Source organism: Streptomyces murinus (assembly GCF_002154555.1).
In the GTDB taxonomy this organism is placed as follows: domain Bacteria; phylum Actinomycetota; class Actinomycetes; order Streptomycetales; family Streptomycetaceae; genus Streptomyces; species Streptomyces murinus.
Map to the genome: position 1 here is coordinate 1 of NZ_MUNF01000343.1, position 17,929 is coordinate 17,929.

The window sequence follows — 17,929 nt, forward strand, 5'->3', positions numbered from 1 at the left end:
CCCGACTGCCCCTGTGCCGCCCGCGCGTCCGGACCCAGCGCCGTCGCGCAGGCGGCACAGGGGCAGTCGGGGCGGGGCAGGCCGGCGGGGGCACCGGTACCGAGCAGAGTCACTTCCACGGAACGATTTTCGCCTGTCCGATCGGGTATTGCGCTTCCGTCTACTCTTCCAGCAGGTGTCGGATCACTAGGAGGCCCACATGACGGCATGGACGTGGCGGTTCGAGAAGGCCGACGGGAGCGAGGTCCAGCCCGCGGTCCAGCCCGAGGAGTTCACCACCCAGGGGGACGCCGAGTCCTGGGTGGGGGAGCACTGGCGGGCCCTCATGGAGGGCGGCGCGGACCAGGTACGGCTGTTCGAGGAGACCACCGAGATCTACGGCCCGATGAGCCTGCACGCCGACGCCTCCTGACGCCGCGCTGAGGAGGGGTGCATCCCGGGGCCCGGGCACCCGGAGGCCCGGCACGCGGAAGGCCGTGCTCCGGAGGCTCCGCACCCGGAGGGCCGTAGCCCGCAGGTCCGGCACCCGGAAGGTCGTACCCCTCCTCATCCTCATCCGCGATCCGCACGGTCACCCTCACTGCTCGCCCAGCGTCACCTGCGCCGTCCGCTCCGCCCCGTCGCGCTGATACGTCACCGTCGTCCGCCGGCCCGGCTCGGCCGCCGCCAGGGCTTCCTGGAGCGAGGTGATGGTGGTGATGGGCCGGTTGCCGACCTTGGTGATGATGTCGCCGGCGCGCAGCCCCGCCTGTGCCGCGGGGCCCCCGCTGCGGACGGTCGCGATGGCGACCCCGGCCGGCTGGAGGCGGTCGTCCACCACGGTCCGCCCGGTGATGCCGAGCGCGGCCCGGCCCGAGTCCACGACCCGGCCCTCGCGCACGATCTGACCGGCGATGGTCCGCGCCATCGACGCGGGGATGGCGAAGCCGATCCCGGCCGCCGCGCTGCCCAGATTGGGGTCGGCGGCGGCCAGCGTCGGAATGCCGACGACCTGCCCGTCGAGGTTGACCAGGGCGCCGCCGCTGTTGCCCGGGTTGATGGCCGCCGAGGTCTGCACCATGTTCGCGATGGTGGCGCCGGTGCCCCCGTCGCTGCTGCCCTCGCTGACGGTCCGCCCGGTCGCCGAGACGATCCCCTGGGTCACACTGGAGGACAGCCCGAGCGGCGAGCCCATGGCCAGCACGATCTGGCCGACCTCCACCTTCTCGGAGTCCCCGAACACCGCGGGCTTCAGCCCGTCCGGCACCCGGTCCAGCTTGATCACGGCCAGGTCCTGCTGGGGGTAGGAGTAGACCAGGCTCGCGGTGAGCGGCTCCTCGTTGCCCGCCGTGGTCACCCGGAAGGTCTTCTCGTCGCCGACCACGTGCGCGTTGGTGACGATGTGCCCCCGGTCGTCGTACACGATCCCGGAGCCCAGATCACGGCTCGCCTCGATCTGCACCACCGAGGGCAGCGCCTGCCTGATCACCCGCTGGTAGGCGCTCTGGAGATCGGCCGCCGCCATCGGCACGGTCACCGGGCTCGCCGTCGCCGCGCCGGGCCGTCGCGCGCTCGGCGCGCCGGGACCCTCGCAGCCGGCGCCGAACACCGCGCAGCACAGCAGTACGAGGGCGAGGAAGGCGCGGCACCGGACAGGGGTACGGGAAGCGGAAGCGTCCATGCACCGAGTCTGGCCGCGCGTTGATCAGCGGGCCCGCCGTGTTGCCCCGATCGGGCTCAGCCGCGCACTCTGTGGGGGTCGCGCAGCCTGCAGGGGTCGCGCGCTCTGTGGGGGTCGCGCAGCCTGCAGGGGTCGCGCGCTCTGTGGGGGTCGCGCGCTCTGTGGGGGCCACGCAGCCCGCGGGGGTTCAGCCCCGTACCCCGCACAGATGCAGCAGCGCCGCGACGCCCCGGTACGGATCCGTGCGGCCCGCCCGCTCCTCGGCCGCGAGCAGCGTCGGAAGATCGTCCGGCAGCGGTGCGTCGTCCGCCGCCAGGTCCGTGAAGACCCGCACGCCGTACCAGGCGTGCAGCGGGGCGGCGATGCCCGCGAGGGTCGCGGTCAGCGCGGACAGCCGGTCGGCCCGCACATTCAGGCCGAGGCGGTTGGTGTACGCGGTGGTGTCGAAGGCGGCCAGCGCGCCCGCCGGGTCACCGGCGAGACCGGGCCGCATGGCGAGCGCGTCGCCGTTGCGCACCAGCAGCGAGAGCAGACCGCCCGGCGCCAGCATCCGCGCCAGACCCGCCACCAGCGGATCGGGCTCGGTGACGTACATCAGCACACCGTGGCAGAGCACCAGGTCGAAGCTGCCCGGCAGGAAGTGCACTCCGGTGTCCCGGCCGTCGCCCTGCACCAGCCGCACCCGCTCCCGGATGCCCTCCGGCTCCCGGGCCAGCGCCTCGCGCGCCGCCGCGACCATCACCGGATCCTGCTCGACCCCGGTCACCTGATGACCGAGGCGGGCCAGACGCAGGGCCTGGGTGCCCTGCCCGATCCCCACGTCGAGCACACGCAGCCGCCGCCCGACCGGGAACCGCCCGGCTATCTGCTCGTCCAGCTGCCGTGCCACCAGTTCCTGGCGTACGACATCCCGGAGCCCGCCCACCTTGTCCAGCCAGGAGTGCGCCGCACCCCCGGTGAAAGCGTCTGCGCTCAGGGCCGCTCTCCGCGCTTGACCTGCGGCTTCGGCAGCCGGAGCCGGCGCATCTGGAGGGAGCGCATCAGGGCGTAGGGCACCGCGCCACGCGTGTTGCCGTCGGGGAAGCGCTCCTTGAGGCGCTTCTTCAGCCGGAAACCGCTGACGGCGGCGTCGACCACGATCAGGACGATCACCACGGCCCACAGCAGCAGCGCGATGTTCTGGATCGAGGGCACCCGCACCACGCTGAGCACGAGGATCACGATGGCGAGGGGCAGGAAGAACTCCGCCACGTTGAACCGCGAGTCCACCCAGTCGCGGGCGAACCTGCGGACCGGGCCCTTGTCGCGGGCCGGCAGATAGCGCTCGTCACCGCCGGCCAGCGCCTCGCGCTGCTTCTGGAGCGCCTGGCGGCGCTCCTCGCGCTGACGCTTGGAGGCGTCCTTGCGCGTCGTCGGCGTATGGGCGACGCTGCGGCGCTGGGACTGGGCCTCACTGCGCTTGGGCGTGGGCCTGCCCTTCGGGGCCTGCGGGTCGCGGGGCTGCTTGGAGAAGTTCACCGGCTTGTCGGCCTGGGACTTCTCTTCCTTGGCACGGCTACGGAACACAAAGACCAAGGGTAAGGGCATCCGAGGCATGGACCGCAGTCCGGCTGGGAACGATCCGGCAACACCGAGCGTCTGTACGACGCAGAGGGGGCGTTCCACAGGCCCGGAGCGGGGTTCGAGTGGGGGACCGTCTCCTCCCTGCGCCGGAGCGGTACTGTCCGCAGTCGTTCTTGGGGATGAGCGCATCACGCCCCGGACAGTGCGGTAATGGAGTCAAGGCCCGTACTGTGGGTCTTGTCGCAGGATCGGTGAGCTGGAGTCCGTCAGAAGGGGGCGCGCGAAGCCCATGAGCGGTGTCATGAAGCGTATGGGGATGATCTTCCGCGCGAAAGCGAACAAGGCCCTTGACCGGGCCGAGGACCCGCGCGAGACCCTCGATTACTCGTACCAGAAGCAGCTGGAGCTGCTCCAGAAGGTGCGCCGCGGGGTCGCCGACGTGGCGACCAGCCGCAAGCGCCTGGAGTTGCAGCTCAACCAGCTCCAGCAGCAGTCCGGGAAGCTGGAGGACCAGGGCCGCAAGGCGCTCGCGCTCGGCCGCGAGGACCTGGCCCGCGAGGCGCTGTCCCGGCGCGCCGCGCTCCAGCAGCAGGTGACCGACCTGGAGACCCAGCACGCCACCCTCCAGGGCGAGGAGGAGAAGCTCACCCTGGCGGCCCAGCGCCTTCAGGCCAAGGTGGACGCCTTCCGCACCAAGAAGGAGACCATCAAGGCCACCTACACCGCCGCCCAGGCCCAGACCCGGATCGGCGAGGCCTTCTCCGGCATCTCCGAGGAGATGGGCGACGTCGGCCTCGCGATCCAGCGGGCCGAGGACAAGACCCAGCAGCTCCAGGCCCGCGCCGGCGCCATCGACGAGCTGCTCGCCTCCGGCGCCCTGGACGACCCGACCGGCATGGCCAAGGACGACATCGCGGCCGAGCTGGACCGGCTCTCCGGTGGTAGTGATGTAGAGCTGGAGCTTCAGCGCATGAAGGCCGAGCTGGCCGGCGGCACCCAGCAGCAGGCCATTGAGGGCGGCGCCGGTCAGGGGCAGCCCCAGGCCCAGCAGCAGCCGCAGGACACCCCGCGCTTCGACAAGCAGTAGCGGGGCCGCAGCCGGGAGACGAGTCGAGGAGGCCGACGTGATCGTACGGATCATGGGGGAGGGCCAGGTCAGGCTGGACGACTCCCACTTCGCCGAGCTGAACAAGCTCGACGACGAGCTGCTGGCCGAGACGGAGAACGACGACGAGGAGGGCTTCCGCCGCACCCTGGGCGCCCTCCTCGACGCGGTCCGCCGACTCGGCACCCCCCTCGCGGACGACGAACTGGAACCCTCCGACCTGATCCTCCCGTCCCCGGACGCCTCCCTGGCGGAGGTCCGCCTGATGCTCAACGAGGACGGCCTGATCCCGGACTGAGCGTCCGGGGATCTGGGCTGACTGCGAAGGATCCCCTACCCACCCCGGCGGTGCGGGGGACGTGCGAAAACCGTCATACGTCGTGCCCCGAGCCGACGGATGCTGACGCGAATCCTTGCCAACACCGTCCGTACGGTGATCACAGCCGATAGGGCCATTCAACGTTTCCGGTGCGAACCACGTCTAGCATCTACCCCGCACCGAATGAACAGCAGAAAGACCCGAAATATCCCCTTCCCGAGAAGCAAGGAATTCCGCCTCCCTGCCCCACCAAAACCCCAGCTCGCAAACTGTGGTCCCCGCGCGTGCGGGGGTGGTCCCGCCCAGGCCGTCAGCGAGGAGACGCGGCTGGAGTGGTCCCCGCGCGTGCGGGGGTGGTCCCTGGTCCCGCTCGGCGCGGAGTCGGTTGCGGTCGTGGTCCCCGCGCGTGCGGGGGTGGTCCCCAGTCGGCCATGACGCCGGCCTCGCCGCCGAGGTGGTCCCCGCGCATGCGGGGGTGGTCCCTCCTCCAGCAGGTCCTCCGGGCCGGCGGACGCGTGGTCCCCGCGCATGCGGGGGTGGTCTCCCGGAAGCGCGCCCTTGGCCCCGTCCACCCCGGTGGTCCCCGCGCATGCGGGGGTGGTCCCGCAAGCTCACGCCCGCCGAGCACGCCGAGCGGGTGGTCCCCGCGCATGCGGGGGTGGTCCCGACATGGTGCTGGGCACGTCGATGTACAAGTCGTGGTCCCCGCGCATGCGGGGGTGGTCCCTTCCAGCCGCACGCAGGCGGGTGGGACCAGCAATGGTCCCCGCGCGCGGGGGTGGTCCCTGCGGTAGATCTGTCCGGGTTTGATGCGGTGGGTGGTCCCCGCGCGTGCGGGGGTGGTCCCCGCCGGTCCTCCACGCTGTCGGGGTTGAGGATGTGGTCCCCGCGTGTGCGGGGGTGGTCCTCGGGCGACGCCCGGGGTCTGGCACTCGATCTGGTGGTCCCCGCGCCTGCGGGGTTTCCTCAGTGCTGTCGCGGGCGGCCGGGTGGACGGGTGCAAGGTCGGACCTTGGATGCCTAGGCCCGTGCTCGCCCAGAGGCAACGCATGTTGGCGCGAGAGCGGGTGGGAGCCGAGTCGTGCCGTCAGCAGTCAGGCGATGAGGAGATCCGTGTAGTCGACGAACGTGGTGCTGACGTCATCGATGTCCGCCACGAGACGCAGATGCCCACCCAGAGCCGCGATGTAGGCGGCGATGGACTCGACCTGCATCCGGTCGATGTCGCCGTTCTCCATCTGCGAGACCCGGACCTGCGAGACGCCCATCTTGTCGGCCACCTCCGTCTGGGTCAGGCCGCGTCGGCGGCGGAGTTCGGCCAGATGGTGCCCCAACGTTGCCGCCTCGCGGGACGCACGGGCTGCCGCGACGCGTTCGGGCGCGTCGATCCCCGGATCCGCCGACCGCCTGGCGTCGAGCGAGGACTCCCACCGGTAGTGCTTACTCATTCGATCTCCTCGCTCGGGGTCTCCAGGTAGCGCTCGTATCGCTCCTCGGCCAGTTTGATCGCGTCGCGGTACCAGCCGTCCCAATTTCCCGCCTTGTCCCCGGCCATGAGCAGTACGGCCTGGCGCCGGGCGTCGAACAGGAACAGGATGCGGATCTCGCTCCGCCCGGACGAGCCCGGGCGGAGCTCCTTCAGGTTGTGGAGTTGTGAGCCGTGGATCCGGTCCACGGCGGGCCTGCCCAGCGTCGGCCCTTGATCCGCGAGCAGTTCGACCGCATCACGGACCAGGGACGCGCCGGCGTCGTCCCGCTCCGGTCACCCGAACGAGTCGTCCATGAGCCGGAAAGCCCAAAGGGGCACCCCCCGGATATCCAGGGGGTGCCCCTCCGTGTGTGCGGCCGGGGTCAGACCTGGGCCAGGTCCGGCTCCGCCGGGGCTGACAGTTGCCGCTTGGCCGACTTCTTGTTCGCGCGGCGTTCCTTGCGGAGTTCCAGCATGGCGTAGAGGGTCGGGACCAGCAGGAGGGTCAGCAGGGTGGAGGTGATCAGGCCGCCGATCACCACGACCGCGAGCGGCTGGGCGATGAAGCCGCCCTCGCCCGTGACGCCCAGGGCCATCGGCAGCAGGGCGAAGATCGTGGCCAGGGCCGTCATCAGGATGGGGCGGAGGCGGTGGCGGCCGCCCTCGACCACGGCTTCGACCACGCCGTAGCCCTGAGCCCGGTACTGGTTGATCAGGTCGATCAGCACGATCGCGTTGGTCACCACGATGCCGATCAGCATCAGCATGCCGATCATGGCCGGGACACCCATCGGGGTGCCCGTGATGATCAGCAGCCCGAGGGCGCCGGTCGCCGCGAACGGGATGGAGACCAGCAGGATCAGCGGCTGCGCCAGCGAGCGGAAGGTCGCGACCAGGAGCATGAAGACGATCGCGATCGCGGCCAGCATGGCGAGGCCGAGGTTCTTGAAGGCGTCGTTCTGGTCGGAGGTGACACCGCCGATCTGGGCCTCGGCGCCCGCGGGCAGCTTCAGGGCCTTGATCTTCGACTGGAGCTGGGTGCTGACCGCGCCCGTGTTGTCACCGGTCGGCTTGGCCGTGATCGTCGCGGCACGCTGGCCGTCGATCCGGGTCAGCGAGACCGGGCCGTCCACCAGCTTCACCGTGGCGATGTCACCGAGCTCGACCGGGCCGAGGCGCAGCTTCTTCAGCTGGGCGACGGTCGTGGCGGGCTCGGCCGACTTGATGACGACATCGCGCTCGGTGTCGTCGAGCGTCGCCTTCGCCGCCGTCGTACCGCGCACCGCCTGGGCCACCGCCGCGCCGAGCTTCTGGTTGTCGAAGCCGGCCGCGGCCGCCTTGGCGTTGGCCCGCACCGAGATCCGCGGCACGCCGGTGGACAGGTCGCTGGTGACGTCGGTGACGCCGTCAAGACCGGCCACCGTGGAGCGGACCTGCTCGGCCGCCGTACGCAGGGTCTGGGCGTCGGCGGACTTCACCACGACGCTGAGGTTCTGGCTGCCGAAGCCGTCACCGGCCGACACCGTGGTCGTACCGATGCCCTTGAGGTCCTTCAGGCCGCTCTCCAGGTGCTTCTGCACGCTGTCGTACGACTTCGAGTCCTTCAGCATCACCTGGTAGGACGCCTGGTTGGTGTCCGTGCCGCCGCCGAAGGCCGCCATGAAGCCGGAGGAGCCGATGGTGACCTGGTAGTCCTTGACGCCGTCGGTGGTGGCGAGGAGCTTCTCGACCTCCTTCGCCTGCGCGTCGGTCGCCGCGAGGCTGGTGCCGGGCTTCAGCTCCTGCTTGATCGTGATGACCTCCTGCTCGCCCTGGTCGAAGAAGTTGGTCTTGAGCAGTCCGGACATGCCGAACGTGACGACCAGGACGACGATCGCGATCAGCACGCTGGTGAGGCGGCGGCGCGTCGCGAAGCGCAGCACGGGGACGTACGCCCGCTGGAGGCGGCTGTTCGCCTCCTTCTCCTCGGCCTTGCGGCGGGCCTCCGCCGCGTCCTCGGGAGTGCCCTTGGGGGCGCGCAGGAACCAGTAGGAGAGCACGGGGACGACGGTCAGCGAGACCAGCAGGGAGGCCAGCAGGGCCGCCGTGACGGTGATGCTGAAGGAGCCGAACAGCGCGCCCACCATGCCGCCGACCAGGCCGATCGGCAGGAACACCGCGACCGTGGTGAGGGTGGAGGAGGTGACCGCGCCGGCCACCTCGCGGACCGCCTCGATGATCGCCGAGCGGCGCTCCTCGCCGTAGCCGAGGTGCCGCTTGATGTTCTCCAGGACCACGATCGAGTCGTCCACGACCCGGCCGATGGCGATGGTCAGCGCGCCGAGCGTGAGCATGTTCAGGGACAGGCCGTCGGTCCACAGCACGATCAGCGCGAGGACGACGGACAGCGGGATGGACACCGCGGTGACCAGCGTGGAGCGCAGCGAGGCGAGGAAGAGCAGGATGACCAGGACCGCGAAGAGCAGGCCGAGCGCACCCTCGGTGGTCAGGCCCTTGATGGACTTGGAGACGGCCGGACCCTGATCGCTGACGACCGTCAACTTGGCGTCGGGACCGAGCTGTTCGCGCAGGCCGGGCAGCTTGTCCTTGACCGCGTTGGAGATCGTGACCGCGCTGCCGTCGTGGTCCATGGTCACGTTGACGGCGAGGCTGGGCCTGCCGTCGGTGCGGGTGAGGGAGTCGGCCGGGGCCGGCTGCTCCTTGACGGTGGCCACATCACCGAGTCGTACGGCCTTGTGGGCGCCCGCGCCGGTGACGGTGAGGTCCTTGATCTGCTCCAGCGTGGTGAAGCCGCCGCCGACCTGGACGGTGCGGTTGGCGCCGTTCTCGTCGAAGGAGCCGGCCGGGACGCTCGCGCCGCCCGCCTGGAGCGCCTGGGCGAGGGCGGCGGGGGTGAGGCCGTCCTCGGCCAGCTTGGCGTTGTCGGGGGTGACATCGACCTGGAGGTCGCGGACGCCGGTGACCTGGACGCGGCCGACGCCGTCGATGTCCTTCAGCGCCGGTACGACCGTCTTGTCGAGCTGGTCGGCGAGCGCCTGCTGGTCCTTGCCGGAGGTGGCGGCCAGCACGACGGTCGGCATGTCGTCGGTGGAGCCGGAGATCACCTGCGGGTCGACCTCGGACGGCAGCTGATTGCGGGCCCGGTTCACGGCCTGCTGCACATCGGCGACGATCTGCTTGGTGTCGTTGCCGTAGTCGAAGGACGCCATGATCACGGCGTTGCCCTCGCCCGCGGTGGAGGTGACCGAGGTGACGCCGTCGACGCCCTGGAGGCCGTCCTCGATCGGCTCGACCACCTGCTTCTCGACGGCGTCGGGTGCGGCGCCCTGGTACGGCGCGATCACCGACACCATGGGCAGGTCGATGGTGGGCAGCAGCTGCTGCTTGATCTGCGGTATCGCGATCGCGCCGAAGACCAGGGCGACGATCGAGATCAGTCCGATGAGGGCCCGTTGGGCGAGGCTGAATCTGGACAGCCAGGACATGGGTGAGGGTCTCTCTTCCGTGAGCGGCAGAAGCGCTTCCGGTCACCGAGGACACATGGGCCCCAGAGGACACATGGGCCCCAGAGGACACATGGGACCCAAGGGACCCACAGGGTGCGCGGGAAGCGGCGACGGACGCCCAGGAGCGTCCACACCCCACCACCCTCGGCCATCCAGGAGGCCCGGAGCGTAGGCCGCAGGTCCCGTTTCCTTACCCGTCTCCTACTCCGCGCGCAGTACACGCGGGTGGAGAAGTGGGGTACGGGCGGGTGGAGACGTACGGGTACGCACCCGGGCCGGCGAGAGTCGTGGGGGTGTGCGCGGGTGGAGGTCGGTCCACCGTCAGTCCACCCGCGGCCGGACGAGACCGGACTCGTACGCGATCACCACGAGCTGCGCCCGGTCGCGTGCGCCGAGCTTGGCCATGGCCCGGTTGACATGCGTCTTCACCGTCAGCGGGCTGACCGCGAGGCGTTCGGCGATCTCGTCGTTGGAGTGGCCGCCGGCGACCTGGACGAGCACCTCGCGCTCGCGTCCGGTGAGCGCGTCGAGCCGCTCGGCGCGGAGGGGGGCGCGGTCGTCGTCGCCGTCGCCCTGGGCGAGGAAGCGGGCGATCAGGCCCTTGGTGGCGGCCGGGGAGAGCAGGGCGTCGCCGCCCGCGGCGATCCGGATGGCGCTGAGCAGTTCTTCCGGTTCGCTGCCCTTGCCGAGGAAGCCGGAGGCGCCGGCGCGCAGCGACTGCACCACGTAGTCGTCCACCTCGAAGGTGGTCAGGATGACCACGTGCACCTGGGCGAGATCGGCGTCCTCGCTGATCAGACGGGTGGCGGCGAGGCCGTCGGTGCCGGGCATACGGATGTCCATGAGGACGACGTCGGGGCGCCGCTCCTTGGCCAGCAGGACCGCCTGCGCGCCGTCGGACGCCTCCCCCACCACCTCCATGTCCGGCTCGGAGTCGACCAGCACCCGGAACGCGCTGCGCAGCAGGGCCTGGTCGTCGGCGAGCAGGACACGGATCGTCATACGGGCTCCCCCGGTGCCGTCATACGGCCGTCGATGCGGGTGTCGGTGGTGCTGACCGGAAGGATCGCATGGACCCGGAAACCACCGCCGTAGCGGGGGCCGGTGGTGAGGGTGCCGCCGAGGGCGCCGACGCGTTCGCGCATGCCGAGCAGACCGTGGCCGCCGCCCTTCTCGGGGGCGGAGTCAGGGGCGCCCTCGGGGTGGGTGCCGGGGGCACCGGTCTCGCCGGAGCCGTCGTCCACGACCGTGATCTCGATGTTCCGTCCGACGGGTACGACGCTCACCTCGGCCCGCGCGCCCGCGCCCGCGTGCTTGCGGACGTTGGTCAGGGCCTCCTGGACGATCCGGTAGGCGGCGAGGTCCACGGCCGCGGGCAGACGGGTGTCCTGGTCGGTGCGGGCGACCTCCACCGGCAGGCCGGCGCTGCGGAAGGTACCGGCCAGCTCTTCCAGGAGGCTGAGGCCGGGGGCGGGTTCGGTGGGCGCCTCCGGGTCGCCGGACTGGCGGAGCAGGCCGACGGTGGCGCGCAGCTCGTTGAGCGCGCTGCGGCTGGCCTCGCGGACATGGGCGAGGGCCTCCTTGGCCTGGTCGGGGCGCTTGTCCATGACATGGGCGGCGACCCCGGCCTGCACATTGACCAGGGCGATGTGGTGGGCGACCACGTCGTGCAGGTCGCGGGCGATGCGCAGGCGCTCCTCGGCGACCCGGCGGCGGGCCTCCTCCTCCCGGGTGCGCTCGGCGCGGTCGGCGCGGTCGCGGATGGCCTGGACGACGGCCCTGCGGCTGCGCACCGCGTCGCCCGCGGTGGCGCCGATGCCGGTCCAGGCGAGGACGCCCAGGTTCTCCTGCGCGTACCAGGGCAGGGGCCCGGCAAGCATCGCGGCGGCGGTCAGCACGGTCATGGTGAGCAGGCCGACGCGGAAGGTGGTGGTGCGGTCGGTGGTGGCGGCGACGGTGTACAGGGCGATGACGGCGGACATCGTGACGGGCGCGCGGGGGTCGCCGGTGACGCACTCCACGACGGAGAGGGTGCCGGTGACGGCGAGGACGGTACGGGGGGCGCGGCGGCGGAAGACCAGGGCGACGGCGGCCAGCAGCATCAGCAGCAGGCTCAGGGGCGCGGGGACGTGGGTGCCCCAGGTGACGCCCTGCCCGTCCTTGGGGGTGGCGAGGGAGCCGGCGACCATGCAGACGAGAACGGCCGCGGCGAGGGCCGCGTCGAGCGCGAGGGGGTGGGCCTTCAGCTCGCAGCGGGCGCGTTCGAGAGTGGTCACACAAGGAACAGTACGGCGGGGTTCGGTGCGCCGGGACCGAGCCGACGCAGCCCATGCCGACGCACGCTGCCTACAGCGGCGCCACGGAGAATTGCACGCAAGAGAGGCGATCCCCGCAGACACGGAGACCGCCTTCTCTCCCGGCCCCACCTATATGCAGGGGGCCACCCCCGCAGGCGCGGGGACCACCGCCTGCACGGTCCGGATGCTGATGGGTGATCCGGGACCACCCCCGCACGCGCGGGGACCACAGTTCGTGAGCTGGGGTTTTGTTGGTGGGTTATGGAGTGTGCCTTACTTTCAAGGGAAGGGGGCATTTCGGATCAAGTGGTAGGTAGGGGGAGGCTTCAGGAGTTACCGAAGCGGCGTCTTTTGGCGGCCTTGCTCCAGCCCTGCGGCGGTGGTGTCGGCGAGTTCACGGGGAATGAGGGGCGTTTGAGGAGGACGAGGCCCTCGTGATCGGTGGGGTGCCACGCGTGTTCGTGGGTCGCGAAGGTGAAGCCTTGCTCGTTGTCTGTCTGATAGGCGAGCAGAGCACGCCCTTTCCCCCGGTACTGGCGGACCTCGTCCCACAGGATGTCGCGTACCCGGGCCGAGGGTGAGCCCAGGAAGACGCCGGGGGAGACTTCCAGCAGCCAGCGGGTCAAGAAGCCCCGCAGGCCCGGCGGGCAGTTGGCGAGGACGATGACCGTCACCAGAGGGGCTCCTCGTCAGTGGGTCCGTCGTAGTTGCGGCCGGCCTCGACGAGCCGGCCCCCGTCCGACTGGAGACTCACCCGATCGGCCGTCCCCTCGGGCTCGGCAAGGCCGGTCTGCCCAAGCAGCAGCTCTTTGATGTCCCGTACGCAACGGTCGAGCAGGCCGGTGGAGTTGATGCGGTCGCGAAGCGCCCGGCGGGTGCGCGTCGCCACGTCCTCCTCACCCACGGCGGCCGCGTCGAACGCGGCCGGGATCCCGATCTCCGTCTTGTAGAGATCGGCAATGTCCAAGACGAACGAGCGCTCATGCCCGGAGTGCACGAAGCCCAGCCCCGGCGCACAGCCGAGCGCCGCCACCACGGCGTGGGCCACCCCGTACATGCATTGCGCGGACGCGGTCACGGCCTGATTGGCCGCATCGCCCGCGGCGAAGTCGCCCTGGTGGTACTCGCGCCGCCGCCAAGGGACTCCAGTGCGGGCCGATTCGCGGCGGTAACACTCCTTCACCCGCCGGCCCTCCATACTGAGGAGTTCTTGCCGGGTGTGGCCGGACGGATCGTCCTCGGGAAAGCGCATCCGGTACATGGCCCGAGCCACATCGAGTCGAGTACGGCGATTCGCCCAGGCCGTCGCTTGTGCCTCGACGAGGTGGGAGGAACGGGTGAGGGCTCGTCCGCCCGCGTAGAAACGCACTCCCTGCTCACCGACCCACGCCACTCCGGCCCCGCATTCCCCGAGCACGGCCATCGCCTGATGGGACAGCCGGGTTCCGGGGCCGAGGAGAAGCGTCCCGATGGTCGCGGACGGGATGTGAGTGACCCCGTCTGCGTCCGACGCGGTGATCGCGTTGTCCTCCCGGTGCACTGTGCAGCGTTCCAGGTAGATGAAGGAGACCCGGTCACCGACCCGAGTGAGCTCCCGGGGCGAGGACGCGCCGCGGCGGCTGACGGTGGTCATGACGCGCGCACCGGCGCGAGGGTCATCAGCCCGCAGCCGTACGCCTTGGCCTTGCCCAGCCCGTGGGTGAGAGTACGGCGGAAGACGTCGGTGTCCGTGACGCGGAGCCGGCCGTCGAAGGTGACGCGGGTGAAGTCGACCTGCCGCCGACTGCGGTGTGCCACGCCCTCGAACTTGCCGAATTGAGTGGGTGTCCTGTGGTGCACGATGACTTCGTGCTCGCTGCCGTGCTCGGTCAGCCGGCGTTCGGCAGGGATCCGCAGTACCTCGAAACCGGCCCGTTGTTGCCGGTCGAGCAGCCAGCCGATCTGGTGCCGTGGGGTGATGTGCGCGGCCCGTTTCGTCGGTGCCTCCCTGGAGTCCTGTGGCCTGCGGATGTGGTGCACCGGATTCGCGGTGAGCCGGAAACCCCAGGTGCTGCCGACCGTGAGCCGGTCGAGCAGCTCCTGGTAGTCGAAGGTCGTCCAGCCCGGCTGCTCGGCGCTCGGCCACCCCGCCTGTTCCACGAGATGAGTCAGGTCGGGTCGGATCGGGCTGACGATGAACAGATCGGCACGTCCGGCGGCGGCCGGATCCACGCGCCACAGGACCCGCGGCCCGTCTTCGCCACGAGGTGGGACCTCGGGGAAGGACATGTTCACGGCGCCGTGCATGAAGTGCGGTGATCCGAGCAGCCGACGAGCGCCGGGCCGGGCGATGTTGATACGGAAGCGGGTCAGATACATCAGCGGTTCCTCGGACGGTGCTCTGCCGTGCTGGTGCTCGCGGTGGGATCGAGGGAGCGGAGGAGGACGGTCGGGTCGTGCTCGGGGGCGGGAGCGCCGTCGGGCGAGTGCCGCCGAGGTTCGGTGAGGGAGGTGACCACGCCGCGCAGCCCGTACTGCCGATGACGGGGATCAAAGCTCACCGGGGTGTCCCTGAGGGACAGATGGGGGAGCTCGCCCGGTGGACAGTCGAGCAGCAGATCCACGGCTACCGGGGGCGGGGGACCGTTCGGGCCCGGTCCTCCATACCCGGTCTGTCCGTACGCCTGCGCGGCCTGTCCGATGCGCTTGCGGTACCAGGTCGCCGCCTGCCAGGGCGCGGCGCGTAGCGCGTCCTCCAGGCCGGGGCCCGAAAAGGGCCGGCCCATGTCGAGAGGGCGGGACGGCGGACAGGAACGCCGGCCGAGGTACGGAAGAAAACGGGGGCGCGCACGGCCTCGTACAGGCGGTCCAGCAGCGCGGAGTCCCCCTCGACGCCCGCGACGAAAACCGCGTCGGCGAGATAGAACCGTTCGGACAAGGGCATCGCCTTGCCGGAGTCCCCGTGGTGGGCGGTGTGGAAGTCCCGCAGCCGGGAACCGGGTTGGTCGACGCGTACGCCGAAACGCAGTGCGGCCAGGTCGGCGAGGTCGGCACCGCGGGGGCGACCTTCGGCGGCGGCGAGCAGCCCGAGCACACCGCTCTTGGTGGGTGCGTTCTCAGTGGTGCGACGGGCGAACCGGGCGGCCGACCCCCAGGCTTGCAGCGGACCCGCGAGCCGCAGCAGCAACACCGTCATGCGCCAGCTCCAGTGCTCACCCGCGCCGCCACCGCCTCTTGCACCTCCTGTACGAGGGCGTCCAACGACACCCGGTGGCCCAGCGGTTCGAGCGCCTCCGTCTCCTCGCCCACGCGGAACACCCAGCCGTGCTCGGGAGCCTCGATGCCGTACTGCTTCTCCAGGTCCGGTACATACGCGGCGAGCCTGCGGCAACTCTCCCGGAGGTAGCCACCCTCCGGCCCCTGCGGCACCGGCTCCTCGAATGCGCCGACGAAGCTCACCGGCCGGCGGTCGCGCAGCCGCACGATCACTGCGGAGGGCAGTGTGTGGTTCCCGAAGGTGTTGATCTTTCCCGTCGGGAGGGAGGTGACAAAGGCGTCCAGAAAAGCCCCGACCGCCTTTTCCACCGGGGCACTGGGTGCTTCGTCCGTCCGCAGCCCAAGTCCCAGGTTGCGGGTCAACTCGTCCACGTCCACGGCGGCGTAGCGGTAGAGGGTCGCCGAGTTGAAGTCGATGGTCCCGATCATTCCGGCGCCGGATTCCTCCGCGCCGCTGAGGTCGTCCACGGCGGTGTAGTAATCGGATTCGATCTCCGACTTGTGCACGCTGATGGCATGAGCTACCTGTGAGGCCGCGTCCACGTTGAGGTCGGCGGCATCGGCGACCATGCGTCCGAAGAGAGCGATGTCCACCGAGTGCCTGGAGTCCACCGCCTGCCGGACCTTGGCCTTGTTCTCCTTGTCCTTCAGATAGGTCTGGAGGACCTTGAGGTCACCCTCGGGGCCGCTGCCCTCGACCGTCACCTCGGCGAGGGCGTCCAGCTGACGGCTGCTCAGGAACATCAAGTACGACGACTCGGGCGCGGCCGAACCCTCGTCTCCGTTCTTCGCCCTCCGCTTCGGCACCTCGACCTTGATTCCCGCCGCAGCTTTCAGCGTCTCGGCGGCCAGCTGAACCGCGACGGGCGCCAGCGACTCATTCCGGTCGATGATGCGATCGGCCAGCGCCTCGGCGATCTTCTTCGTACGGACGCCGAGTGCCTCGGGCGGCAGCAGCTTCTCGAAGGCCGTGCGGGTGGCCCGTTTCCAGGCCTGACTCGACACCCGTGCCCGCCGGACCCCGCCGTAGTAGGCCGACTTGGGCGTCCCCGTGTCGTCGCGGTTGAGATTGCTCGGCGGGACGACTTGAAGGACATGGATGTCGAGGATGGTGCGGGTCATGGTGATTCCGATCTTTTCGGGCGATGTATGTGCGGTGCGCGGCGGTCAGTCCGCGTCCACGGCCGCGGACGCGTCGGAACCGGTGGGTGAGCCGGCGGGCGAACCCGTGTCGTCCCCCGCCCCGGTGCCGCCCTCCTCCCATCGGCCGCTCCGGTGAACTCGGTGGAAATCCCGGCCCCAGCGGCGCCTGGCCTCGACCCGGCCCGTCTCGTACTGCCAGCGGTAGATCTGGTCGGCGAGGTCGCCGTAGTCCAGCGGAATGCGGGCGCCGCGCAGCAGCAGCACCATCTCGCGCAACCGCCGGCCCAGCGTCTCCAGATCGGACGACGTTCCGATCCGTACGAACCGCTTGCGTATGGCGGCACTCACGTCCTCGACCGAGGTGTACCCGGTGCCCTCCTGCGCCTCCTCGTCGCCGGTCCGCTGCGTGGGGAGGCCGGGTCCCGAGGACTTCTCCTCGGCCAGCCGCCGTACGGACCGGCCCAGCGACCAGCCCGGGACGTGCATCGGCTCGTCCCGCAGCGACTGCTGGTGCAACGCCCAGAGCGTCACGGCGAGATGGACCGCGCGGTCTTCGCGGTCCTCGCGCGCCTCCTGCTGCCGCTGTCCTCCCGCCACCAGATGACGGGTAGGGTCCTCGTCCTCCGCGTTCCTGCGCTCCCGGAGCTCGGTGAGCGCTTCCAGATGGTCGAGCCCCCAGTTGGTGGGCGAGGCGTGGGCGTCCCGGCCGACCTCCCGTCGCAACCGTGCCACGGCGGCCACGGCCGCCGGGCTGTCCTTGCGGTAGCCGCCCTGAAGGCGGCTCACCGTGCGCCCGGTGGCCGTCCGGACGAGGGAAGGAGCGTGCTGCTTGCGGTGTCCCGCGGGACGATCGGTACCGGCGGTTCCCGTGGTCGTGGTCATGATGTGCTCCGCGTGAGGTCGTGGCCGTCGGCTTCCGTGCCCGCAGGAAGCGGACGCGCGGGGCCCGGCCTTTGGGGCGGCCCCAGCACCTTGTCGAGCCGGATGAGGAAGAGCTGTTCGGCGCGGCCTGTGTCCATCAGCCGCGTACCGCCGCCCGGGACGGTGATCAGCCGGCCCTCGTCCGCGGCCGGGCCGGCGTCGTCGAGCACCTGCCGGCCGAGTCCGAGCAGATGACGGCGCACCGTGCTCCGCCACGCGCGCCGTGCCGTCTCCAGATCAGGGAAGGACAGCAGGCCCTTCAACCAGGCCCGGTACGGTCCGTCCAAGGTGCCGAAGCCCAGGTCACGGGCGGCGGAGACGGGCGTCGTGGGGTCCGTACCGCTGGCACGGGCGAGATCACCGGCCAGCCCGCCGAGGGCCTTGACGGCGTTCTCCGCATCGTGAACGGCGTCGACCGCCGCTGCGCCGAAGACCGGGTTCCCCTCATGCAAGGTGATCACGGGCAGGACCACGGAGTCGTCCACGATTTCGTCGATCACCGACTGCTGGGTGCCGTACACCGCACCCACGAGACGCAGCCGCACCAGCGTTCCCGGGGGGATCTCGGCGGCGGTGATCACATGCGTGAACCAGCGGGCGATGCCGGAGGGCAGTTCGCGCTCGGGCTCCCCCCGCTTCCCGCCGTCCGAGGACTTCCGACGGGCCGGGAGCAGAGCGGCCAGCCCTCGCCA

At 70.9% G+C, this 17,929-nt stretch carries 17 protein-coding genes, 1 pseudogene and 1 CRISPR repeat array; of the genes and pseudogenes, 3 read left to right on the plus strand and 15 right to left on the minus strand.

Annotated features, from left to right (window positions below; all coding sequences use genetic code 11):
- The first annotated feature begins 199 nt into the window (after positions 1–199).
- Positions 200–412, plus strand: coding sequence for a hypothetical protein (locus CCN72_RS20960; protein ID WP_037652930.1), 213 nt, complete (start codon positions 200–202; stop codon positions 410–412).
- Positions 413–577: 165 nt separating this feature from the next.
- On the opposite strand, the gene CCN72_RS20965 is transcribed toward CCN72_RS20960, so the two are convergent.
- From CCN72_RS20965 to CCN72_RS20975, 3 genes are all read right to left on the minus strand, one after another.
- Positions 578–1,660, minus strand: a complete 1,083-nt coding sequence (locus CCN72_RS20965) for a S1C family serine protease (RefSeq protein WP_086808847.1) — start codon at positions 1,658–1,660, stop codon at positions 578–580.
- 187 nt (positions 1,661–1,847) lie between these two features.
- A complete protein-coding gene (locus CCN72_RS20970; RefSeq protein WP_086808859.1) occupies positions 1,848–2,549 on the minus strand; it encodes a class I SAM-dependent methyltransferase in 702 nt (233 codons plus the stop codon).
- A gap of 83 nt (positions 2,550–2,632) precedes the next feature.
- Positions 2,633–3,256 carry a DUF3043 domain-containing protein gene (locus CCN72_RS20975; protein ID WP_086808848.1) on the minus strand — a complete coding sequence of 208 codons (624 nt, stop codon included), beginning with the start codon at positions 3,254–3,256 and terminating at the stop codon, positions 2,633–2,635.
- Between the two features lie 256 nt (positions 3,257–3,512).
- On the opposite strand from CCN72_RS20975, the gene CCN72_RS20980 reads away from it, so the two are divergent.
- A complete protein-coding gene (locus CCN72_RS20980; RefSeq protein ID WP_086808849.1) occupies positions 3,513–4,310 on the plus strand; it encodes a PspA/IM30 family protein in 798 nt (265 codons plus the stop codon).
- A gap of 37 nt (positions 4,311–4,347) precedes the next feature.
- Entirely contained in the window at positions 4,348–4,626 is a 279-nt protein-coding gene (pspAA, locus tag CCN72_RS20985) for a PspA-associated protein PspAA (RefSeq protein WP_086808850.1), read from the plus strand.
- Positions 4,627–4,918: 292 nt separating this feature from the next.
- Positions 4,919–5,373: a CRISPR direct-repeat array (repeat unit 27 nt; unit sequence GTGGTCCCCGCGCATGCGGGGGTGGTC).
- Between the two features lie 368 nt (positions 5,374–5,741).
- Here the strand turns inward: pspAA and CCN72_RS20990 are convergent.
- The 12 genes and pseudogenes from CCN72_RS20990 to CCN72_RS21045 form a co-directional block, all read right to left on the minus strand.
- Positions 5,742–6,095 (minus strand): helix-turn-helix domain-containing protein, encoded by a 354-nt coding sequence (locus tag CCN72_RS20990; protein ID WP_085564367.1) that lies wholly within the window; start codon positions 6,093–6,095, stop codon positions 5,742–5,744.
- On the minus strand, positions 6,092–6,382 hold the full coding sequence (locus CCN72_RS20995; protein WP_086808851.1) for a type II toxin-antitoxin system RelE/ParE family toxin: 291 nt from the start codon (positions 6,380–6,382) through the stop codon (positions 6,092–6,094). The genes CCN72_RS20990 and CCN72_RS20995 overlap by 4 nt, the downstream gene beginning before the upstream one ends.
- A gap of 116 nt (positions 6,383–6,498) precedes the next feature.
- Positions 6,499–9,600, minus strand: coding sequence for an efflux RND transporter permease subunit (locus CCN72_RS21000; RefSeq protein WP_086808852.1), 3,102 nt, complete (start codon positions 9,598–9,600; stop codon positions 6,499–6,501).
- A gap of 342 nt (positions 9,601–9,942) precedes the next feature.
- Positions 9,943–10,623, minus strand: a complete 681-nt coding sequence (locus CCN72_RS21005; protein ID WP_085564364.1) for a response regulator — start codon at positions 10,621–10,623, stop codon at positions 9,943–9,945.
- On the minus strand, positions 10,620–11,897 hold the full coding sequence (locus CCN72_RS21010) for a sensor histidine kinase (protein WP_086808853.1): 1,278 nt from the start codon (positions 11,895–11,897) through the stop codon (positions 10,620–10,622). Before CCN72_RS21010 ends, CCN72_RS21005 begins: the two co-directional genes overlap by 4 nt.
- A gap of 347 nt (positions 11,898–12,244) precedes the next feature.
- Positions 12,245–12,592 (minus strand): type I-E CRISPR-associated endoribonuclease Cas2e, encoded by a 348-nt coding sequence (gene cas2e, locus CCN72_RS21015; protein ID WP_086808854.1) that lies wholly within the window; start codon positions 12,590–12,592, stop codon positions 12,245–12,247.
- Positions 12,589–13,551 (minus strand): type I-E CRISPR-associated endonuclease Cas1e, encoded by a 963-nt coding sequence (gene cas1e, locus CCN72_RS21020; protein WP_086808855.1) that lies wholly within the window; start codon positions 13,549–13,551, stop codon positions 12,589–12,591. Before cas1e ends, cas2e begins: the two co-directional genes overlap by 4 nt.
- Positions 13,548–14,276, minus strand: coding sequence for a type I-E CRISPR-associated protein Cas6/Cse3/CasE (gene cas6e / locus CCN72_RS21025; RefSeq protein WP_086808856.1), 729 nt, complete (start codon positions 14,274–14,276; stop codon positions 13,548–13,550). The genes cas1e and cas6e overlap by 4 nt, the downstream gene beginning before the upstream one ends.
- A pseudogene (cas5e, locus tag CCN72_RS21030) lies at positions 14,276–15,093 on the minus strand (type I-E CRISPR-associated protein Cas5/CasD). The gene cas6e and the pseudogene cas5e overlap by 1 nt, the downstream one beginning before the upstream one ends.
- Positions 15,090–16,295, minus strand: a complete 1,206-nt coding sequence (cas7e, locus tag CCN72_RS21035; RefSeq protein ID WP_086808857.1) for a type I-E CRISPR-associated protein Cas7/Cse4/CasC — start codon at positions 16,293–16,295, stop codon at positions 15,090–15,092. Before cas7e ends, cas5e begins: the two are co-directional and overlap by 4 nt.
- A gap of 45 nt (positions 16,296–16,340) precedes the next feature.
- The gene (casB, locus tag CCN72_RS21040; protein ID WP_086808858.1) at positions 16,341–17,198 is read right to left on the minus strand and encodes a type I-E CRISPR-associated protein Cse2/CasB; all 858 of its coding nucleotides are present in this window, start codon (positions 17,196–17,198) and stop codon (positions 16,341–16,343) included.
- Positions 17,195–17,929 (minus strand): type I-E CRISPR-associated protein Cse1/CasA (locus CCN72_RS21045; protein WP_143664152.1); only part of this gene is annotated, 735 nt, incomplete at its 5' end. The genes casB and CCN72_RS21045, both read right to left, overlap by 4 nt.